The organism is Zhongshania aliphaticivorans, assembly GCF_902705875.1.
Taxonomy (GTDB): Bacteria; Pseudomonadota; Gammaproteobacteria; order Pseudomonadales; family Spongiibacteraceae; genus Spongiibacter; species Spongiibacter aliphaticivorans_A.
Map to the genome: position 1 here is coordinate 2581981 of NZ_CACSIK010000001.1, position 19470 is coordinate 2601450.

Consider the following 19470-nt stretch of genomic DNA (forward strand, 5'->3'; position numbering starts at 1 on the left):
TGCCGAATACGACCAAATTCATCAACATTGAGAGTTTAAGCGCCAAATTAGCTGGTATTGAGATTCTGACATCCCTAATTTTCGGAAAAGGATAGTGCACTAAATTGAAATAAAAAGACATTTTAGAACAGAAAATTCAGAGATGAACTCGACAATACTCTAGTTATATTAACACCCTAAAAGTATACCGAAAGATTAGTATGGACAACTGCGGGGCGGATAGGCACAGAGTACCAACCCAAAAAGATAGAAGTGAAGAACTTACGCCGCGCTGCCCTTTGTGTCCAATCGCCCCAAACCTTCAAAGAGCAATTCAACATGCAAAGCGCCATTGGTGTTAACTAATTTACGAATACGAATTGCACCCAAGCGGCCGTCTCTCAGGCGAATACGGTAATCAGTTCCCGTCAGTGATTGACTAAGTTGCTTATTTAAGTGCAAGCAACCACCCCACTTCACGTACTCATTACCAGAGGATATGTACATGGGAACATCAGATAACAACTCCTGATCCCCCTGTAAAACACTGCCGTGCGTCAAGTCCATTGACAAACCCCATGCTATATTTTCATTACATACGTAAAATACGTATTTCAACTTATAGCATCCTTGCCAGTAATGTAGTTATAACATATTTATTAAGTAGAAGCCTTTACTCTACTAGACTAAAGCACACCAACAACCGATTACTTTCATAACTAAAAAGCATATTTATAAGCCGTGCAAAACGTCCCTAACAAGACCGAACAGGCTTCGTATGAACATATTACGCAGGAAAATAACGACTAATCGTATCCACAACACAGGCCGGCTTCTCGCCACCTTCAATCTCTACAACAACCCTCACAACGGACTGTATGCCACCTTTGATTTCTTCGGCTGAAACCAGCTCCCCAGTACCCCGCACTCGAGAACCAACCACCACCGGAGCAGGAAAACGAACTCGCTCACAACCAACGTTCACCCCCATCGAAACACTTTGTACATCAATAATTTGAGGTAAAAACATATTTACTAATGAAAGTGTTAAATAGCCATGCGCAATACACTCACCAAACGGCCCCTCTTTAGCTCGCACAGGGTCCACGTGAATCCACTGATGATCACCGGTTGCATCAGCAAATAAATTTACTCGCTGCTGGTCAATATTAAGCCAATCACTGCTGCCCAACACACTGCCAACAGCAGAAAGAAGTGCTTGGGGGTGTTTAAAAACCGTTGCCATGAACTCTCCTAGTAGCAGGTAACACCATCACAATATGGGCGAATAACACCCCGTGAGAACATAAATACCTAAGGGCCAACTCTACCACCGCCCCAAAACCTTATGGCATAGTCTGTCAGGACGACAAACCCATCGAGCCATCAGCCAACTTCTCTGCTTGTATTTCAGCTACAATATGCCAGATATTGCTTTTCAAGAACGAGATCCCTTATATCTGTTCCATCCAATAAATAAGGGTTGAGTAATACCACATGGCCAACTACGCACCACTAGAGCTTTGGAATTGGATAACAAATAACCTAGCGAGTATCAGCGCTTTGCTGGCAGCCGTCTTTGCCATACTCGGCATGCTATCGGCGCTAGAAGCCATATTAAAAACCCGCACTGCCCAAGGTGCGGTAGCATGGGCCATAGTCCTTATTGGGTTTCCACCTTTATTTGTCCCTCTTTACTGGATATTTGGGCGGCGAAAATTCCGCGGCTACGCACTAGCTAAACGCAACAATCATCTACAAATTGATAAAATCGCAAATACACTACTCACTAAGCTCCCCTGTGAAACAACGGTACAAAGCAGTAACGACCCGCGATTAATAGCCCTTGAACAGCTCACAACACTCCCCTTCTCCACCGGCAATACCTGCCAGCTACTAATCAATGGACATAGCGCCTTCAAAGAGATGTTCGCTCAAATAGATGCCGCAAAGCACTATGTATTATTAGAATTTTACATAATTCGCGACGATGAAATTGGTCATAAACTGGCCGAATTACTGATTAAAAAAGCGCAGCAAGGTGTCTGTATCTACTGTGTTTACGACGAAATAGGTAGTCTCAAATTATCCAACCAGTATTTACATAATTTACGTAAGAACGGCGTAAACATCCGCCCCTTTAACTCGACCAAAGGCTTGGGAAATCGCCTTCAACTCAATTTTCGCAATCATCGCAAGATTGTGGTCTGCGACGGCAACTTTGCACTTGTCGGCGGCATGAACATAGGCGATGAATACCGAGATATGCACCCTGTACTCACTCCCTGGCGAGATACCGGCATCGCCATATCCGGCCCAGCCGCCCAAGCCGTGCAACTCGCCTTTGCCGAAGACTGGTTCTGGGCCAATGAGTCCCTACCAGCATTGAACTGGCAAACGGCAGATACCACCAGCGCGACAAACACCTTGGTACTAGCCACCGGGCCCGCGGACAGTACCGATAGTTGCGCGCTGTACTTTTTAAATATGATCCATCAAGCCACTAAGCGACTATGGATAGTCAGCCCTTATTTTGTGCCTGACGCCCCTGTTATTCACGCCCTGCAGCTGGCCGCAATGAGAGGCATCGACGTGAGAATTATGTTACCGGCCAAACCTGACAAGCTGCTGATTCAGCTTTCCTCTTACACCGCCATAAAAGAAACCCTCACCAGAGGCGTGCAGTTTTATTACTACCAAGAAGGCTTCTTGCATCAGAAAGTCATGTTAGTAGATGATGACATTAGTGTGGTTGGCACAGCGAATATGGACAACCGCTCATTCCGCCTCAATTTTGAGCTCTGTATAATCAACCATAGCGTCGAGTTTGCTAGTAAGATGGAAGACATGCTCAACAACGACTTTAAAAAATGCCGCCAATTATTACCTCGCGAAGTAGCCCAGTGGTCCCTTAAGCGTCGGCTATTAAGTCGCTGCGCTTATTTATTTGCCCCTCTGCAATAAATACATTCAGATGACAAATCCCAGCCATATTCCACACGCGCTCACCGCCTGCCCAGACTGCGATATGCTATTGCAGACTGGGCCAGCCAGCGATCATTTAGAAGGCCGCTGCCCACGCTGTAACGCCGTACTTTGGCACACGGCAAAGCACACTGACACCGTCAGTTTTGCTGCGGCTATCAGCGGCCTCATATTGTTCTATCCTGCGGTGACGCTCCCCATCCTTAAATTCAAACTTGTCGGCCAACATGGTAGTAATTCACTGCTAGGCGGCATTCAACGAATGTGGTTGGAAAGTGAACAGCTGCTAGCCGCTCTTATCCTGCTCTGTACGCTTGTTGCGCCGCTCGCCCATCTGGTGCTAACCGCAGTGGTTTGTTTTAGTATTCGCTTGAATCATTACCCACGTCATTTCCCCCAATTGCTCAAATATAAATGCTGGATGCAGAGCTGGAGCATGCTTGAGGTTTATACCATTGGCATCATAGTGGCATACGTAAAAGTTATGCACGACGGTGAAGTGGCGGTTGCAAGTGGCACCTACAGCCTAAGTGCACTGTTAATTTGCATCATCTTATGCAGCCAGTATTTTCACGAAGAGCAAGCTTGGCAACACTGGGAGAGCAATAGGCCCAAATGACAATCAGTGCGAAACAACAGGGCATCGCTCGCTGCACAGAGTGCGGTAAACTCAGCCACCTTCCCAAACTCAAGCCTAATGACAAGGCGACTTGCCCTCGCTGCAATACCGCACTGAGTTTCCGCAAACCACATAGTCTGCAACGAAGTTGGGCTTTCACCATTGCCGCGATTGCACTATTAGTGCCTGCAAATATCCTCCCTATTCTGACTATCATTAGCTTTGGACAAGGCGATCCAGACACCATAATGTCTGGCGTCGTAACCCTCTGGGAAGCAGAGCTTCAAGCCATCGCCATTGTTGTTTTTATTGCCAGTATTGCGGTTCCTGTATTGAAGCTAATTATTTTAATTATTTTAATGCTTGTTGTTCAGCTCCACTTACCGTTGAGCCGACAACAATGCACGGTACTTTACCGGTTTATTCATTTTATTGGCCGCTGGTCCATGCTGGACTTGTTTATGATTTCAATCTTAGTCACGCTAGTACACCTTGGTAATATCGCCACAGTAGAAAGTGGCCCAGCCGCCACCGCCTTCGCTGCCGTTGTGGTACTCACCTTATTGGCCGCCAATAATTTTGACCCGCGCTTATTATGGGATTTAGACAATGACTGATCGCAACATTTCGTCTGCTGTACTTACTCCAAAGCGCGGACTTTCAGCAATTTGGCTACTGCCATTCATCGCACTTGGCATCGCAGCATGGCTTATGTATCAAAGCCTTAACGATAGTGGCCTAAGCGTCACCGTTGCATTTAATAATGGCAGCGGCATAACGGTGGGTAAAACACCGGTTATTTATCAAGGGATCAACGTTGGCCAAGTACAAGGACTGCAACTCGACAATGACCTCGAAGGCGTTACCGCCACGCTAGAGCTATCCCAGCAAATTGAGCCACTCATTAAAGAAAATACTGAGTTCTGGCTGGTAAAACCCCAAATCTCGCTTTCTGGTGTATCAGGTCTAGATACTTTAGTTGCGGGTAACTACATCAGTTTCACTCCCGGTGAAGGCCAAGCCGCTCAACATTTCACCGCACTCAACTCACCTCCAACTCAAACCAACAATTTACCGGGTTTGCGTTTAACGCTAAACGCAGACGAACTGGGTTCACTGTCTGTCGGCGCTCCGGTGTTGTATCAGCAAATTGATGTCGGCGACATCGAGGGTTACCAACTCAGTGACAACGGTATAGACATTAATATTCGAATAGACCCACAATACAGTCACTTAATCAATGATAGCTCTCGCTTTTGGGTACAAAGCGGTCTAAAAATCAATGCCGGACTACAGGGGATAGATATTGAAACGGGGTCGATGGCAAGTTTACTCGCTGGGGGAGTTGCCTTCGACACCCCATCGCAAACCGACTCGGAAACCAGCAATAACACCCAGTTCAAATTACATAAAAATCAAAACCGCGCCAAAGGCGGCAAAAACATTACTGTGTATTTTCGCAATCCCAGCGGTTTAAATACCGGTAGTCACGTCAAGCTCTTGGGTATGAAAATTGGCACTGTAGAAAACTTACAGTTTATTGACGACAACCCCAATCTCGGCGCCAAAGTAAACATTGCGGTCTCCTCACCACATCATCGTTACTTAAACGAAGACAGCCAATTCTGGCTGGTTAAACCCGAGGTTTCCAGCAGCGGGGTTAGCGGCTTGGATGCGTTAATCGGCGGCCCTTACATCAATGTACAAATTGAAGGGAAAGGCGGAACCATTCCCGAACAATACACAGCGCTGGTCACTCCCCCAGAAACCAAAGTGAAACAGCCCGGCCTGCGCCTGAGACTTCGCAGTGATGACCTAAGCTCTGTCAGTATCGGCAGTAAAATTTATTACCGTAAAATAGCCGTGGGCCAAGTTGAATCAGTGGATTTAGACAAAGACGGCGTCAATATCGACATCTTTATCCACGAGCGTTACGCCAAACTCGTTCACAGAGAATCTCAATTCTGGAATGCCAGTGGCCTAAGCATAACCGGCGGTTTAAGTGGACTAGACATTCAAGCTGATTCACTTGCCACTATTGTCGCAGGTGGAATCGCTTTTCATACCCCGCAAGTGAATAAACCTCAGCTCGCTTGGGAGGGCTTGAGCTTCACGCTATACCCTGACTATCAGAGCACTTACGCGGAAAAAGGTCGTGACATTAGCTTGTATTTTGCTAGCGGCAGCAATATAAGCAAAGGCACAGAAATAAAATATCAGGGGATAAAAGTCGGAGAAGTAATCGCCGTAGAACTGGATAACGACATGAGTCGCGTCAAAGTTAGCGCCCGCCTAGCCCCTTCTGCCAAACAACTGGCGCGTACCGGCAGCCAATTTTGGCTAGTAAAACCACAGCTCGGTCTCATCGGAACCCGCAATTTAGAAACCTTGGTAACGGGTAGCTACATTAGTGTTCGCCCCGGTTATGGCCGCAACACCAATGAGTTTGTCGCCCTTAATAAGCCGCCGCCATTAAGCAAGCCAAGTGATGGCCTGAATTTAATTTTGACAGCCAGCCAGCGTGGCTCAATTAAAGAAGGTGTAAAAGTATTCTATCGCGACATCCCCGTCGGAGAAGTCTTTGGTTATGAGCTAGCCGAAGACGCCAGCCAAACCCTCATTCACATAAATATTGAACCCCGTTACGCCACCTTAGTTAGGGATAATAGTCAGTTCTGGAACTCCAGTGGCATTGCTGTCAAATTCGGTCTATTTAGCGGCGCAACCATACGGAGTAAATCTGTTGAGTCGCTCTTAGAAGGAGGAATCGCATTTGCAACGCCCGATGGCGAAGAACTTGGTCCTCTAGCCAAGGTCGGAAAAAACTTCAAACTTCATCAATCAGTTGACCCTAGCTGGCTAGAATGGACGCCGCGTATCACACTGCCCCATGAAGTTGACAAAGGTGAGAACTGGATACGAACTGATTAACAAGTTTTCACAACATCGCCACACAGATAACGATACAATAAGCACACTTTGACACCCTGTGCACACTACATTGTGTGCACACCGCTGTGATCAGCAGCGTAAAACTGAAGGGTGCCGTCACAAAATTGAGACGCTAGTGTGCTGAATACATCAAAACAAACCTTACTATCTGCTGCGGTAATCGTTGCAGCCCTCGTGATTGCCGTCATTTTTTTCATCTTAAAGCCACCTCCAGAAACCGTCACCGTCATTCCCCCAACACTAAGCATCGACGTCGCCATTGCTGAAAAACAATCGCTATCCATCGCCGTAAATTCTCAAGGTACTGTACAGCCCCGAACTCAAACGGCCTTAATTACCGAAGTGTCAGGTAAAATCATGCAGGTCGCGCCACAATTTCAAAGTGGCGGCCTGGTCGACAAAGGTGAATTATTATTAAGAATTGACCCTCGCAACTATAAAGTTGAGGTGACCCGAGCTGAGGCCAATGTCGCCACTGCGTTTAGCAACCTTATCCAAGAAAAAGGTCGCGCCGCTGTAGCCAAACAGGATTTGGAAAAATATCCTCGCAATTACGCTAGCAAGGAAGCACGTTACCTCTCATTGCGCCTTCCACAATTAAAAGAAGCGCAGGCGCGATTGGACTCAGCCAAAGCTGACCTTACCCATGCCAAAAACAATTTAGCCCGCACAATCATACGCGCGCCCTACAAGGGCATTATTAAAACACGCAATGTGGACCTCGGTCAGTTTGTCAGCGCAGGTAGCCAGCTAGGGCATATATTTGCCGTAGATTTTGCTGAAGTGCGGCTTCCCATTCCCGCTGACCGCCTCGCTTATTTAGCCCTACCAGAGAGCGGTAGCAATGATTCCCTCCCTGCAGTGGCTTTAGAAAATGAATTGTCGCGTAAATGGTACGGGAATATTGTCCGTACCGAAGGAGTGCTTGATGAGCGTAGCAGAGTACTATTTGCCATTGCCAAAATAGATGACCCCTATGGTTTAGAAAATGGTGGCGAGCCTTTGATGATGGGCAGCTTTGTACAAGCAGAAATCAGTGGTAAAAAAATTGATGATTTAATCGCTATTCCCCGATACATCTTACGCACCGGCAATAAAGTTTGGGTATTGGATGACGAGCAGCGCCTTCGAAACCGAGATCTTAAAATACTCCATACCGAAGGTAAGCTCGTTTATGTTTACGACGGTCTAAATGACGGCGACACAATCTGCTTATCAACTATTCCTAACGCCATTCCCGGCACCAAGGTAAAAATAAACAACACCAGCAAAACCAGCTCATTGTTAAATACAATCTCCGGCCAAGCAGCCGCTGCGGACACTAAGGCCGACAAGCTATGAGCACCTTGCCAGAGTTTGACACCCAAAAAGGGGTTATTCCGTGGTTTGCGCGCAACTCAGTGGCCTCCAATCTCTTAATGATCGTGATCATTGGTATCGGCTTGGCGACTGTTTTTAATATTCAGCGCACCATACAACCCGATTTCGAAATTAATATTATTAGCGTATTGGTTCCCTATCCGGGCGCAACACCCGATGAAGTAGAAACCGGTGTCATACTCAAAATTGAAGAAGCGCTGAAAGACATAGAATCAATAGAAAGTCTTGAATCAACTGCTGATGAATCGCTAGCAACATTAAGGGCTGAAGTTTACGAGGGCTATGACACTCTCGCTGTCATGGACGAAATTAAAAGTGCAATTGATGGCATTGTTAGTTTTCCCGAGCAGGCCGAGCGTCCCATCGTTAATCGCGTTGAATTCAATAACCATGCCTTAAATGTACAGCTCTACGGAGACATTGATGAGCGCGGTTTAAAAGAGCTTGCGGAACAAGTTAAACAAGAACTCACCCTTGACGAAAATATCGCCTACGTTCAAATTAACGGCGCACGCGATTTTGAGATAAGTATTGAGGTACCAGAAAACACCTTACTTCAATACGGCTTAACACTAACAGAAGTGGCTGAAGCTATTCGTCGCTCCTCGTTAGATTCACCCGGTGGCTCAATCAAAACCGTCAATGGCGATATATTGCTTCGCACCCGTGGCCAAGCTCGCAGCCAACACGAGTTTGAACGTGTGGTGCTTATCACCTATCCCGATGGTACCCGCCTAACGCTTGGCGACATTGCCACCATCAATGATGGTTTTGTAGAGGAAGACGGCTTCTCATTCTTCAATAGTCAAAACAGTATTGGTCTACAAGTTTTTGCTGTTGGCAAACAAGATTTAATCGACGTTGCTAACGCAGCAAAAAAATATGTAGAAAAAAAGCGTAACGACCTTCCTGAAGGCGTAAAAATAACCACCTGGGCCGACATCACGTTTTATCTTGAAGGCCGAATCAATATGATGCTGGAAAACCTTGGCATGGGTGCACTATTGGTTTTCATTGTGCTGGGTATGTTTCTCAATATAAAACTCGCATTTTGGGTCATGGTTGGCTTACCCATCTGCTTTCTTGGCACCTTAGCAATGATGCCCATTGTGGGTATTAGCTTAAATATGCTGAGTTTATTCGGGTTTATTTTAGTTCTGGGGATCGTCGTCGATGATGCCATTATCATTGGCGAAAGTGCCTATGCCGAAGCCGAATCCAAAGGTCACTCCATTGATACTGTTATTACCGGCGCACTTCGAGTAGCCACACCCGCAACATTTGGCGTGTTAACAACGATCATGGCCTTTTCACCCACGCTGTTTACCGAAGGTGCATTTTCACCTTTCCCTGAGGCCATCGGCTGGGTTGTCATTCTTTGTTTAGTATTTTCACTCATTGAATCAAAGTGGATTTTACCGTCTCACCTCGCTCACAGTACGCCTGGCACCTCAGGAATTTGGCTAGAAATTGATAAAATCCCGCGTTACTTCAACAGTAAACTTAATTATTTTATCGAGCAGCACTACCGCCCATTTATTCATAAAGCGATAGCCAATCGCTACCTCACCGGCTCTATTTTTAGCGCCCTACTAATTATTACCTTTGGTTTGATTGCTGGTGGCATTGTTCGTTTTGTCATGATTCCAGAAGTCCCTTCTGATTTTATAAAAGCCAATTTAGAAATGGTAGAAGGCACACCAGAAGCCCAAACTCGCCAAGCGTATAAAATCATGGACGAGGCCTTACAGAAAGTTGATGCCGACTATAAAAGCGCTCACGCCAATGCGGCCAACAGAGGCCTTGTTAACCATGTACAAGCATTTGGCACCTCTGGGCGAAACATTACCTTCATGGTCGAACTCACCAAAAATGAACAACGTGATATTGATGGTAACGAGATCGCCCGCCGTTGGCGCAATGAAATAGACGACATTCCTGGCACCAAAATACTCTCAGTCAGCAGTGCCGACCAAACCTCAGGCCCAGCCATTTCATTCAAGCTCAGCAGCAACTCAAACACTGAACTAGAAGCTGCCGCAAAAGACATGGAAGAAGCCTTAAGCCATTACAAAGGCGTATTCGATATTCGCAATGGCGCCAGCGCCATTCAAGATGAAATTGTCCTTGATATAAAACCCAGCGCAGAAGTATTAGGCATATCCTCAGCGGCATTGGGACGCCAGCTCAGGGATGCCTTCTACGGCGCAGAAGCCCAGCGGGTGCAACGTGGCAATGACGAAATTAAAGTGATGGTTCGCTACCCTCGTGAAGAACGAGAGGCCATTTCAGATTTACAAAATATGTATATACGCTCTTCTGACAATGCCTACGTCCCTTTAAGCAGTGTTGCAAATATGAGCATTGAGCCTGGGTTTAGCCAACGCAAGCGCATTGATGGTGAACGATCTATTACCGTTACCGCCCAAGTCGACAAGGAATTTACCGCGCCAGACAAAGTCACCTCCGACATCATGAAAACCCTGGTGGGCGATATCTTCGCCAACAAATATCCATCAGTCATTGTTCAACTAAGCGGCGAGAGCGAAGAGAGTGGCATTCTCATGAAAAGTCTCGCCATAGGCTTTGTACTGGCCTTATTTGGTATTTACGCATTACTAGCTATTCCGCTGCGTTCTTATTTGCAGCCCTTCATTATTATGGGGGTTATACCCTTTGGTATTATCGGCGCCGTTGTAGGTCATATCCTGTTAAATATGTCGTTTAGTATGATGTCATTCTTTGGGGTAATTGCACTTTCGGGAGTTGTGGTTAACGACAGCCTGATCATGGTTGATTTCATTAACTCCGCTATCGCTCGCGGCGAACGCTTGCTAGACGCCGTAATCGATTCAGGTTGCCTGCGGTTTAGAGCAATACTACTCACTTCGCTGACCACCTTTTTTGGTTTATTACCAATGCTCTTAGAAAGCAGCGTACAAGCTCAATTTGTTATTCCCATGGCGGTATCCTTAGGGTTCGGAATTATTTTTGCCACCGTCATTACTTTGATCTTAATTCCTTGCCTGTACATCGTATTAGATGATTTTAAGGGTCTTGCCAGCGCTCAAAAAAACACCAGTTTAATCGAAGAAAATAGTCATTAAGGCCAAAACACCCACAGAGCAACCATCAGCGCAAACGTCGCCGCAATTAACACTGCGGCGGCGGCAACATCTTTAGCTTTTGCCACCAGTTCATTGGTTTCCGGTACCGCAGCATCAGCCACATATTCCAGCGCCGTATTCAGTGCCTCAGTTATCCACACCAGCGATATTGCAAGAAAAACCCATAACCATTCAAACGATTTCAGCCCCGTTAATAAGCCCAAGGCAAGCACAGATAATGTTGCCACCAAATGTATGCGGGCATTATGTTGATCGATGATCATCGTCATCAAACCATAAAAAGCATAGCGAAAACTGCTAAGTCGCGCCTGTATCGAAAAGCCCTGATCACGTCGCCGACGTTCTGTTTTATGCTGCATCGCGGTACCATATGCCCTTTGCTGTCATCTAAAAGGTTTATCATGCCTGAATTCAAACACATCTCGCCGCAAGACGCTCATGCCATGATCGATGCCGGCTGCCAACTCGCCGACATTAGGGATGAACAGTCCTACGGAATGAGCCATATACCAAATGCAAATCATCTGGCCAACCATAATCTTCAGGATTTTATAGAGCATGCCGATCCCGATAAAGCGCTGATTATTTATTGCTACCATGGCAACAGTAGCCAAAGTGCAGCGCAATATTTTGTAGAAAAAGACTTCACCGAGGTCTACAGCATGGACGGTGGCTTTGAAATGTGGCGGCAATTATTTCCGCAAAATACCTCAAACAGCTAACTGCCAAAATAAACAGACTATTCAAACTAAAAGCTTACGAGGTAGTGCAAAAAAGAGAGGTGGCAGGCGAAAAATTCAGGTATTTCTTGTCGTAAAAGACGCAAGATAAATTGCTAATTCTAGCTAGGTCCCCGTATAAAAGTTACCCATTATACGGGGACCTAGCTAAATCAAACTTCTTTCGGCACGTCCCTGCGCCCTTTCAGGTTCAGAATCTTAAAAGGTAACGTTAACGCTCACCCAGAAATTCCTAGCCTTATCCTTGTTATTGAAGTCATCGTTATATTCCACTTCGTCGGCGTCAGCATCATAAATACCATCACCGTCCAAGTCATTAAAAGTAGTGCTGTAACTAGTGAAATCTTGATTAAGCAAATTATTAATTCGCCCATTCACGGTCACAGACTCATTAATTTTAAATGATGCACCCAAGTGAAACACTTCGTAGTCTTTATAGTACAAATGCTCGCCAGAGATTCCGACGCCACGATAGCGATCCGAGCGGGCCTCTAGGGTCAGGAATACATTGACACGGGGATCAAATTGCCAATCCAAGGTTGCGTTGGCCATATTCTCCGCAGTGTCAGTGAGAGGCTGACCTTTATCAGCGCCGCTTGTTTGCTCGCTATCGGTGTAAGTGTAGTTAGCACGCAACGCCAGTGTCGGTGAAAAGTGATAACGACCGGCAAGTTCTAAGCCTTGAATTTCTGCCTTATCAATATTTATCTTTTGCGCATAACTGGTGTAATCCAACTGCTCATAAGCACCTAGATTTGCACAGGGGCGAACACCGCCAGTCTGAGCACAAGATAAATTAGTATCCCCACTGGTGATTTTATCTTTAAAGTCATTTTTAAATAACGTGATATTAAAGTTATGGCCACCTGTAGGTGCTTCCCAGTAAGCAGCAATTTCAGTATTTACACTCGTTTCCGGCTTTAAATCTGGGTTACCCACAAACGGGCTAGTACCTTGGCCGCCAAAGCCGGTAATACCATCAAAAAGGTCGGTTGTTTTTGGTGTTTTATAACCTGTGCTTACCCCACCTTTTATTGTCCAGCTATCCGTCAGGAGGTAGACCCCATAAAGACGTGGACTAGTATTGCTACCAAACTGATTGTGATCGTCATAACGAATACCAGCTGTCACCGTTAAGGGGTCGATAAAGGTCCAGTTATCTTCTACAAACAATGAATACATGGTGAAGTCAGATAACTCACCCGCGCCACTGTCGCCGGCCTCCATACCAAAAACACCATCTTCCAATTCACCATCAATATACTGGGTACCCACCACTAAGAGGTGGTCGCCAGCCATATCCTGAATAGGAATATCCAGTTTGGCGTCAAAGGTGTACTGACGGCTTTCCATTATCCGTTTAGGCCGTGGTAAAAATTCAGCCTCCATAATGTCTCGTCGCTCATCTTCGCTCATGCCCGCATAGGCACCCGTACCTTCAAATATTTCTAAGTGCAATAAGCGCTCGGTGGCGGTTAAAGGTAAGGTCCGGCCGTTATTTGCGGTTTCGATAAAGGCAAGAGACATCGCACTACTGCCGAAAGACCAGTCGCCATCATGGCTTATTGACCATTGATCGCGGGTAAATTCTTGCTCTTCTGCATAACCTGCGCGCGGGCTACTTTGAAACAAGCGCTCAATGCTGTCTACCGTACCTAATGGAAAGCTGCCATCAGCCGCCGGTGTATTATCATAAATCTGCTCAGACATATCATAGTCAAATACGATAGTTTGGCGCTCATCCGGCGTCCAACTCAGTCTAAAACCAAGAGCTTTATTGGTATTGTCTACGGTTTTACCACCGCCACCAAAGCCTAGTGTTCGTGTTTGCAGATTTCCTGCAGGATCAGTGATTGGTGAGTATTCGGGGTTGGATGCATCTTTATCATAGACACTACCGCGAACCGCTAAACCAAGAACATTGGGAATCAGTGGGCCTTGAACATTGAAATCGAGTGTTGAGTCCTCACCAAACTCATCACCTTCTTGAAAGGTACGACTAAAACCAATGGCGCCGCCCCAAACATCTGTCACTTTTTTGGTGATAATGTTGATTACACCACCCAAAGCATCTGCACCGTATAGCGTTGACGCAGGCCCGCGAATAACTTCAACTCGCTCAATCGCAGCCAATGGTGGTATGTGGTTAAACTGGTTGCCACCAAAGTTATTAGGGTAAATATCACCGTGGTTATTTTGGCGACGACCATCAATCAGTATCAAGGTGTAGTCTGCCCCCATTCCCCGCATACTAATGGTGCCCTGCCCGGTTTTATCCGCGGTTTCACCAATATCCACACCCTCTAAGTCACGGACAACATCTAATAACGTGGTGTATGGGCGCGACGCAATTTCTTGGCTGCTAACCACAGAAATACTGGCTGGCGCATCGGTGATTTTTTGTTCAAAACCAGCGGCTGATACCACAACTTTCTGCAGGGTAACCATGTCACCTGCATCCGTTATCACATCATCTTTGGGTCCCGCCTTAAGGGTAACACTGCCATCTGCCTGAATTTGCGACTCGAGGCCGGTGCCTGCAAGCAAAATCATAAGTGCTTGAGAGACTGTGTAATCACCTTGAACACCAAAGCTACTTTTACCACGTGTTAAATCAGCTGGTGCGCTAAGAAGGATACCTGATTGCTGAGCAAACTCGGTAAGCGCAAGCGATAGATCACCGCTTGGCACGGTATAGGTCGCCATTTCCTGACTTTGCGCCACGGTAGCTTGCTGGGCAAAGACTGGGCTGGCTGCCAAAGCCGAGACTAAAACTAATGGCATTGCACTACGGCCAATTTCAAACTTCATTAAATACACGCTCCTGTTTTGCTGTCTTATATCGATCCACTGCCTATCTATCGAATAAGACCACCAAAAAGGGAACTATTTGAGAAAATAAATGATAATTATTATTACTTAGATTATGCGTGAACTCTAATCCACCACGGTAAGCGCTTGTCTACCACCACCCCCAAACTCGCCGCAAGCATATCAAGTGCAATATTGGTGTCATCCAATGGAAAGACACCCATGACTCGTATATCAGCCACGTCAGGGTCAACATGTATATAACCAAGCCGATACCGCTCTAAGCGTAGTAAAAGCTCCCCCAAAGGCATCTCTTGGGCTAGCAATACGTGATTAACCCAGGATTGTCGCGCAGGGTCGGCAGCTTGTAATACTCCCCAGTGCCCCTTAGAAAATCTAATTTGTTTACCTGCCGAAATCACCCGAGGACTGTCCCATCTTGTGTCAATCTCTACCCTACCTTCATAAACAGCAAGCACACTTTGATCACCTTCCTCGGCAACAGAAAACCGAGTACCCAAGGCTTTTAGGTTTCCATTCTGGGTTTCTACAATCAAAGGACGGGCTAAATCATCAACGGCGGTATCAATAAAAATATCACCTTCCTGCAAATGAATTGAACGCCTATATGTCGTGAAAGTGGTATCCATGTGGCTAGCCGTATTCAGCCACACCTTACTGCCATCACTTAACTTAAGCTCCTTTATCTCTCCCCTATCACTCACATAGTCTGCATCTGGAACACGCTGCGACTCCGTCACGCTCAGCCACGATCCAACACCAAGCCCAGCAAAGAGCAAAAGGCTTTTTAAGGTACTTCGCTTTGTTAGGCGGCGTTGCTGTAAGCGACTCAGGCTATCACTCACCACCTCGAAATTGCTGTCATCACCCTCGCGAATACGCTCAAACCTGCGGGATACCGAAGAAATATGCTCCCACGCCTCTTTATGGCTAGGATTAGCGTCAAGCCAGTATTGCCACTGTTCTCTGGATTTTAGGGTGACGCTGTCATCGGCTAGTACGGCGTACCAATCAGCGGCCTCTTTTAGCGTTGCTTTATTCATATCTGCCCTGCAAAACAACATAACTAGTTATTCGCCAATAACACCTGACGAATTGAGCTCTAATAAGGCACACTCATACATTGCTCTGGCCATGTATTTCTTAACCATGCGCTCAGACACACCAAGGCGAAGGGCAATCTCACGATATTTCAAGCCGTCTAATTGCGCCAAAATAAACGCTCTAGCAACCTTTACAGGTAGGCTACCTAGCATCCGATCTACTTCGAATAGGGTCTCTAGTACCATCATCGAGCGCTCGGGGGATGGCGCCGAAAGGTCTGGTTTTGCCGCAATGGCGGCCAACCATGCTTGTTCAACATCTCGCCGGCGCCAAAGATCAACACACAAACCCTTAGCAACCGTAGTGAGATATGCCCTAGCACCACCAAAATTATCAAACTCTCTGGGACGTAGTAATAGGCGTGCAAACGCATCCTGCGCGAGATCAGCTGCATCTTCAGAGCAACCTAAGCGACGCTTCAATAGATTAAATAGCCAACCATGATGATTGCTATACAGTGTATGGAGCTGCTCGCTATGAGCAGAGCTAGATGCGGGCATTACGCTTCCCATGCCAAAGCGTGAAATTAGTTAACACACAATGCGTGCGATAATATAAATCATTCTCATTATAGTTATCATACAAAGGGATGCGCAAGTGCAGATTAACGCTCTGGGTATAATTTACTTGGCTTACTTGATTGGCTGCTGAAAATCTCTGATGTCCATGTAAGCTAGCTAGGCTATTGAATAAAATCTAAATCAACTTATGATCAAGAGAGTAAAAAGCATGAAGCTAGCTACCTAGCTACATTGCCTTCATTACGGCAGAGATAATTCTTAAAACCGAGTCCACGGACCATTTAATAACGCTGAGGGCCTTCAGATCAAACATTTATGGGTAGGCATTTTTTGCGTGGTTTTAATTTGGTCAGGTATCAACCCTAAAGACCCATTTACATGGTTTCTTGAGGTCATTCCTGCACTAATTGGCGGAACGCTATTAGCGGTCACCTATCATTCATTTAGGCTAACACCTCTACTCTATTCCCTTATTCTTCTGCACTGCCTTGTATTGATGGTTGGCGGGCATTATACCTACGCGGAAGTACCGCTATTTGATGGGCTATTCGGCTCAGAAAGAAATAACTACGATAAGCTTGGCCATTTCTTTCAAGGTTTTGTACCAGCTATTCTGGCTAAGGAAATATTAATACGCAAAGCCATTGTTAATGGCGCCGCTTGGCGCAATATTATTATTGTCTCAATCTGTTTAGCATTCAGTGCATTCTATGAACTTATTGAATGGTGGGTAGCCCTTGCCAGTGGCGAAGATGCGGAAGCCTTTTTAGGAACACAGGGCTATGTTTGGGACACGCAATCGGATATGGGCTTAGCTTTATTGGGTGCCATCAGCGCCTTACTGCTTCTCTCTGCTCTCCACAGTAAGCAACTAAAAAAGCACGGAATACACGATAAGGCGTAAGGGCTTATCTGCGCAGCATTAACACCTAGCCCTTAACGCGCCAATGACAATTAAACGAGGGGCTCAAATTTAACCTTAGCCCCATACGCTATATCAATCCATCTACGCTGATATTACGGTGCCACACACATGACACAATAAGCGTATACACCACGACTGTCTTTCAACTTCAGCATATCGTCCCAGGCCGGCAATACACTATTTAAAACAGATAGCAGCGGAGACGATGTGCTTAGTGCCGATTTCACTAAACCCGAGCCCAACATCATACGCATCAGCTCTTCTTGTGGGCTAAGTGGTAAAGCCAACAACCGTGTATTTACTGCCTCTAAGCCGACTAAGTTAGCCGCAGAATTCACCGCTTGCTGCAAGCCACCCAGCTTATCTACCAAACCTAACTGCTGCGCATCCATTCCGCTCCAAACACGCCCTTCGGCTATGGGTTCTACTTGCTCAACCAACTTCTTTCTACCGTTGGCAACAATATTAATAAACCGTCGGTAGCCGTACTCCACACCAGATTGAATCGCGCTCGCTAACACGGGATCTAAAGGTAAATCAGGACGCAGCTTACCTGCAATCGCTGTTGTACCCACCCCATCAGTGCTGACTCCCAAGCCTTGCAACATATTGTCTACTGTTGGAAAGGCGCCAAAGATGCCAATTGACCCTGTCAAAGTTGCCGGTGTCGCCCATATTTCATCTGCACCCGCAGCAATCCAATACCCACCGGATGCGGCCATACTACCCATAGATACCACCAAGGGTTTGCCGTCTTCTTGTAGCTTTTGTAGCTCAGCGCGAATAACCTCAGAGGCAAACGCCGAACCACCGCCACTATCAATACGCAAAACGACGGCCTTAATATTGTCGTCATGACGTGCCTGCCGAATTAATTTTGCCAAACTGTCACCGCCAATCGTGCCAGCGGGCTGCTCTCCGTCAACAATATTACCACTCGCAACAATAATACCGACGGCATCTTTCTCTTCAATAATGAGAGGCTGATTTAGCATTAAATAATCACGATAGTGACTTTGCTTAAAGCTCCCGTTGCCATTGTTACCCACACGCTCAATTAACATTTCACGCAACATTGGTTTACTGACAATACCATCTACCAAGCCGTAATCTAGGGCTGCTTGGGCGGCATCGCCTGCCACCTCGGTCATTACCTGGTCTATATGATTTGTGTAATGATCAAATTGACTTACTGTGATGCTGCGGCGCTCGACCACCGTATCGCGGTACAGGCTCCAGAGTTGTTCCAACCACGCCCTATTCGCTTCTTTGGCCGCATCAGACATATTATTGCGAAGCAAAGGCTCTACCGCAGACTTAAAATTACCCACTTTAAAAACATGGAAGCGTATATTTAATTTATCGATGGCTTCGCTAAAATAATTACGAATAACGGCAAAACCTTCAATACCGACCCCACCCATATTATGGACAAAAATTTGATCTGCAAAACTCGCCAGTAAATACTGATCTTGATTGTAGTGACTAGCACTAGCCACCACGGTTTTACCGCTTTCACGAAATAACTTGATCGCCGCAGATAATTCCAGCGTCTTACTCATTCCAATATGATCAAGCTCATCCAGCTGGAGCAATAAAACTTCTATTCGTGGGTCATCCGCCGCAAGCTCAACGGCCTCAATTAAATCGACTAGTCGAGTCTCACTAGCAACCCCTTGATCACGAAGCTGAGTGAATGCATCTACGGCTGATAATTCATCCACTACAACCCCTTTCGGGGCAAGGACTAATACCGCGCCATCCGGAACTGAAATTTCCTGTACCGAATAAAAAAAGGTCATACCAAGTGAAACGACAATCACCAAAAAAAGAATATTCAATGTCCAGCGTCTAGTAGCATCTATAAAGCCACCAAGCCGTGAAAAAAATCCGCGCTTTTTTTGCTCACTCATACCGTCGCATTCCTCTGCTCTGTCTTTTCACGCCACGCACCTGCCTGCCAGCGAATAAATACTGTAGAGCTACAAAACAGCAACACAACCATGGCTAATTCAACGTAATTAAACCAAATAGCCAGTGACGATAATGCCTCTGTCACGGCCATGACAAAGTACAATAAGCTGGCAAAGCACATCCATGCAATCGGGCGCAATTGCGCTTTAAAGATACCCGGTGCAAACATGAGCATAGGGGCAATGCGAATAACCCAAATCGTAATACTCGGCTGTCGCCCCTCTTGTACCCACACCCAAGTACCCAAGGTCAGTGTGAGTAAGAACCCGATATAACTCGCTTTCATTAACGTGCTGGCGAAAGCTGCGCGTTTTTCTAATGCCGTCATTAC

The 19470-nt window shown here is 46.2% G+C and carries 16 protein-coding genes; 8 read left to right on the plus strand and 8 right to left on the minus strand.

The genetic code is table 11. The annotated features are described in order from the left end of the window. Nucleotides 1–261: 261 nt before the first annotated feature. The gene (locus tag AELLOGFF_RS11620) at nt 262–546 is read right to left on the minus strand and encodes a hypothetical protein (protein ID WP_159268895.1); all 285 of its coding nucleotides are present in this window, start codon (nt 544–546) and stop codon (nt 262–264) included. Between the two features lie 220 nt (nt 547–766). Further along, complete coding sequence (locus AELLOGFF_RS11625; RefSeq protein WP_159268896.1) at nt 767–1225, minus strand: MaoC family dehydratase; 459 nt, start codon at nt 1223–1225, stop codon at nt 767–769. Between the two features lie 251 nt (nt 1226–1476). Here AELLOGFF_RS11625 and cls point away from each other — a divergent pair, with 251 nt between their 5' ends. The 6 genes from cls to AELLOGFF_RS11655 all read left to right on the plus strand — a co-directional run bounded on the left by cls (nt 1477) and on the right by AELLOGFF_RS11655 (nt 11022). Further along, the gene (gene cls / locus AELLOGFF_RS11630; protein ID WP_159268897.1) at nt 1477–2943 is read left to right on the plus strand and encodes a cardiolipin synthase; all 1467 of its coding nucleotides are present in this window, start codon (nt 1477–1479) and stop codon (nt 2941–2943) included. Between the two features lie 10 nt (nt 2944–2953). After that, the gene (locus AELLOGFF_RS11635) at nt 2954–3583 is read left to right on the plus strand and encodes a paraquat-inducible protein A (protein ID WP_159268898.1); all 630 of its coding nucleotides are present in this window, start codon (nt 2954–2956) and stop codon (nt 3581–3583) included. 2 nt (nt 3584–3585) lie between these two features. After that, nucleotides 3586–4200: a paraquat-inducible protein A gene (locus AELLOGFF_RS11640; RefSeq protein WP_159269388.1), complete on the plus strand. Its 615-nt coding sequence runs from the start codon at nt 3586–3588 to the stop codon at nt 4198–4200. After that, nucleotides 4193–6514: a PqiB family protein gene (locus AELLOGFF_RS11645; RefSeq protein WP_159268899.1), complete on the plus strand. Its 2322-nt coding sequence runs from the start codon at nt 4193–4195 to the stop codon at nt 6512–6514. Before AELLOGFF_RS11640 ends, AELLOGFF_RS11645 begins: the two co-directional genes overlap by 8 nt. A gap of 138 nt (nt 6515–6652) precedes the next feature. Further along, nucleotides 6653–7876 carry an efflux RND transporter periplasmic adaptor subunit gene (locus AELLOGFF_RS11650; protein ID WP_159268900.1) on the plus strand — a complete coding sequence of 408 codons (1224 nt, stop codon included), beginning with the start codon at nt 6653–6655 and terminating at the stop codon, nt 7874–7876. Then, nucleotides 7873–11022, plus strand: a complete 3150-nt coding sequence (locus AELLOGFF_RS11655; protein WP_159268901.1) for an efflux RND transporter permease subunit — start codon at nt 7873–7875, stop codon at nt 11020–11022. Before AELLOGFF_RS11650 ends, AELLOGFF_RS11655 begins: the two co-directional genes overlap by 4 nt. On the opposite strand, the gene AELLOGFF_RS11660 is transcribed toward AELLOGFF_RS11655, so the two are convergent. Continuing rightward, nucleotides 11019–11402, minus strand: coding sequence for a diacylglycerol kinase family protein (locus AELLOGFF_RS11660; RefSeq protein ID WP_159268902.1), 384 nt, complete (start codon nt 11400–11402; stop codon nt 11019–11021). The genes AELLOGFF_RS11655 and AELLOGFF_RS11660 overlap by 4 nt on opposite strands. Before the next feature lie 42 nt (nt 11403–11444). On the opposite strand from AELLOGFF_RS11660, the gene glpE reads away from it, so the two are divergent. Further along, a complete protein-coding gene (gene glpE / locus AELLOGFF_RS11665) occupies nt 11445–11765 on the plus strand; it encodes a thiosulfate sulfurtransferase GlpE (protein WP_159268903.1) in 321 nt (106 codons plus the stop codon). 216 nt (nt 11766–11981) lie between these two features. On the opposite strand, the gene AELLOGFF_RS11670 is transcribed toward glpE, so the two are convergent. The 3 genes from AELLOGFF_RS11670 to AELLOGFF_RS11680 all read right to left on the minus strand — a co-directional run bounded on the left by AELLOGFF_RS11670 (nt 11982) and on the right by AELLOGFF_RS11680 (nt 16219). Next, the gene (locus AELLOGFF_RS11670; RefSeq protein WP_235035711.1) at nt 11982–14594 is read right to left on the minus strand and encodes a TonB-dependent receptor; all 2613 of its coding nucleotides are present in this window, start codon (nt 14592–14594) and stop codon (nt 11982–11984) included. Nucleotides 14595–14707: 113 nt separating this feature from the next. Beyond that, a complete protein-coding gene (locus AELLOGFF_RS11675) occupies nt 14708–15658 on the minus strand; it encodes a FecR domain-containing protein (protein ID WP_159268904.1) in 951 nt (316 codons plus the stop codon). A gap of 27 nt (nt 15659–15685) precedes the next feature. After that, entirely contained in the window at nt 15686–16219 is a 534-nt protein-coding gene (locus tag AELLOGFF_RS11680) for a sigma-70 family RNA polymerase sigma factor (protein WP_200842650.1), read from the minus strand. Nucleotides 16220–16574: 355 nt separating this feature from the next. Between AELLOGFF_RS11680 and AELLOGFF_RS11685 the strand changes: the two genes are divergently transcribed. Beyond that, nucleotides 16575–17144, plus strand: coding sequence for a DUF2238 domain-containing protein (locus AELLOGFF_RS11685; RefSeq protein ID WP_235035712.1), 570 nt, complete (start codon nt 16575–16577; stop codon nt 17142–17144). Nucleotides 17145–17257: 113 nt separating this feature from the next. Here the strand turns inward: AELLOGFF_RS11685 and sppA are convergent, their stop codons facing one another. After that, the gene (gene sppA, locus AELLOGFF_RS11690) at nt 17258–19078 is read right to left on the minus strand and encodes a signal peptide peptidase SppA (RefSeq protein ID WP_159268906.1); all 1821 of its coding nucleotides are present in this window, start codon (nt 19076–19078) and stop codon (nt 17258–17260) included. Further along, on the minus strand, nt 19075–19467 hold the full coding sequence (locus AELLOGFF_RS11695; RefSeq protein ID WP_159268907.1) for a DUF2069 domain-containing protein: 393 nt from the start codon (nt 19465–19467) through the stop codon (nt 19075–19077). Before AELLOGFF_RS11695 ends, sppA begins: the two co-directional genes overlap by 4 nt. Nucleotides 19468–19470: the final 3 nt, after the last annotated feature.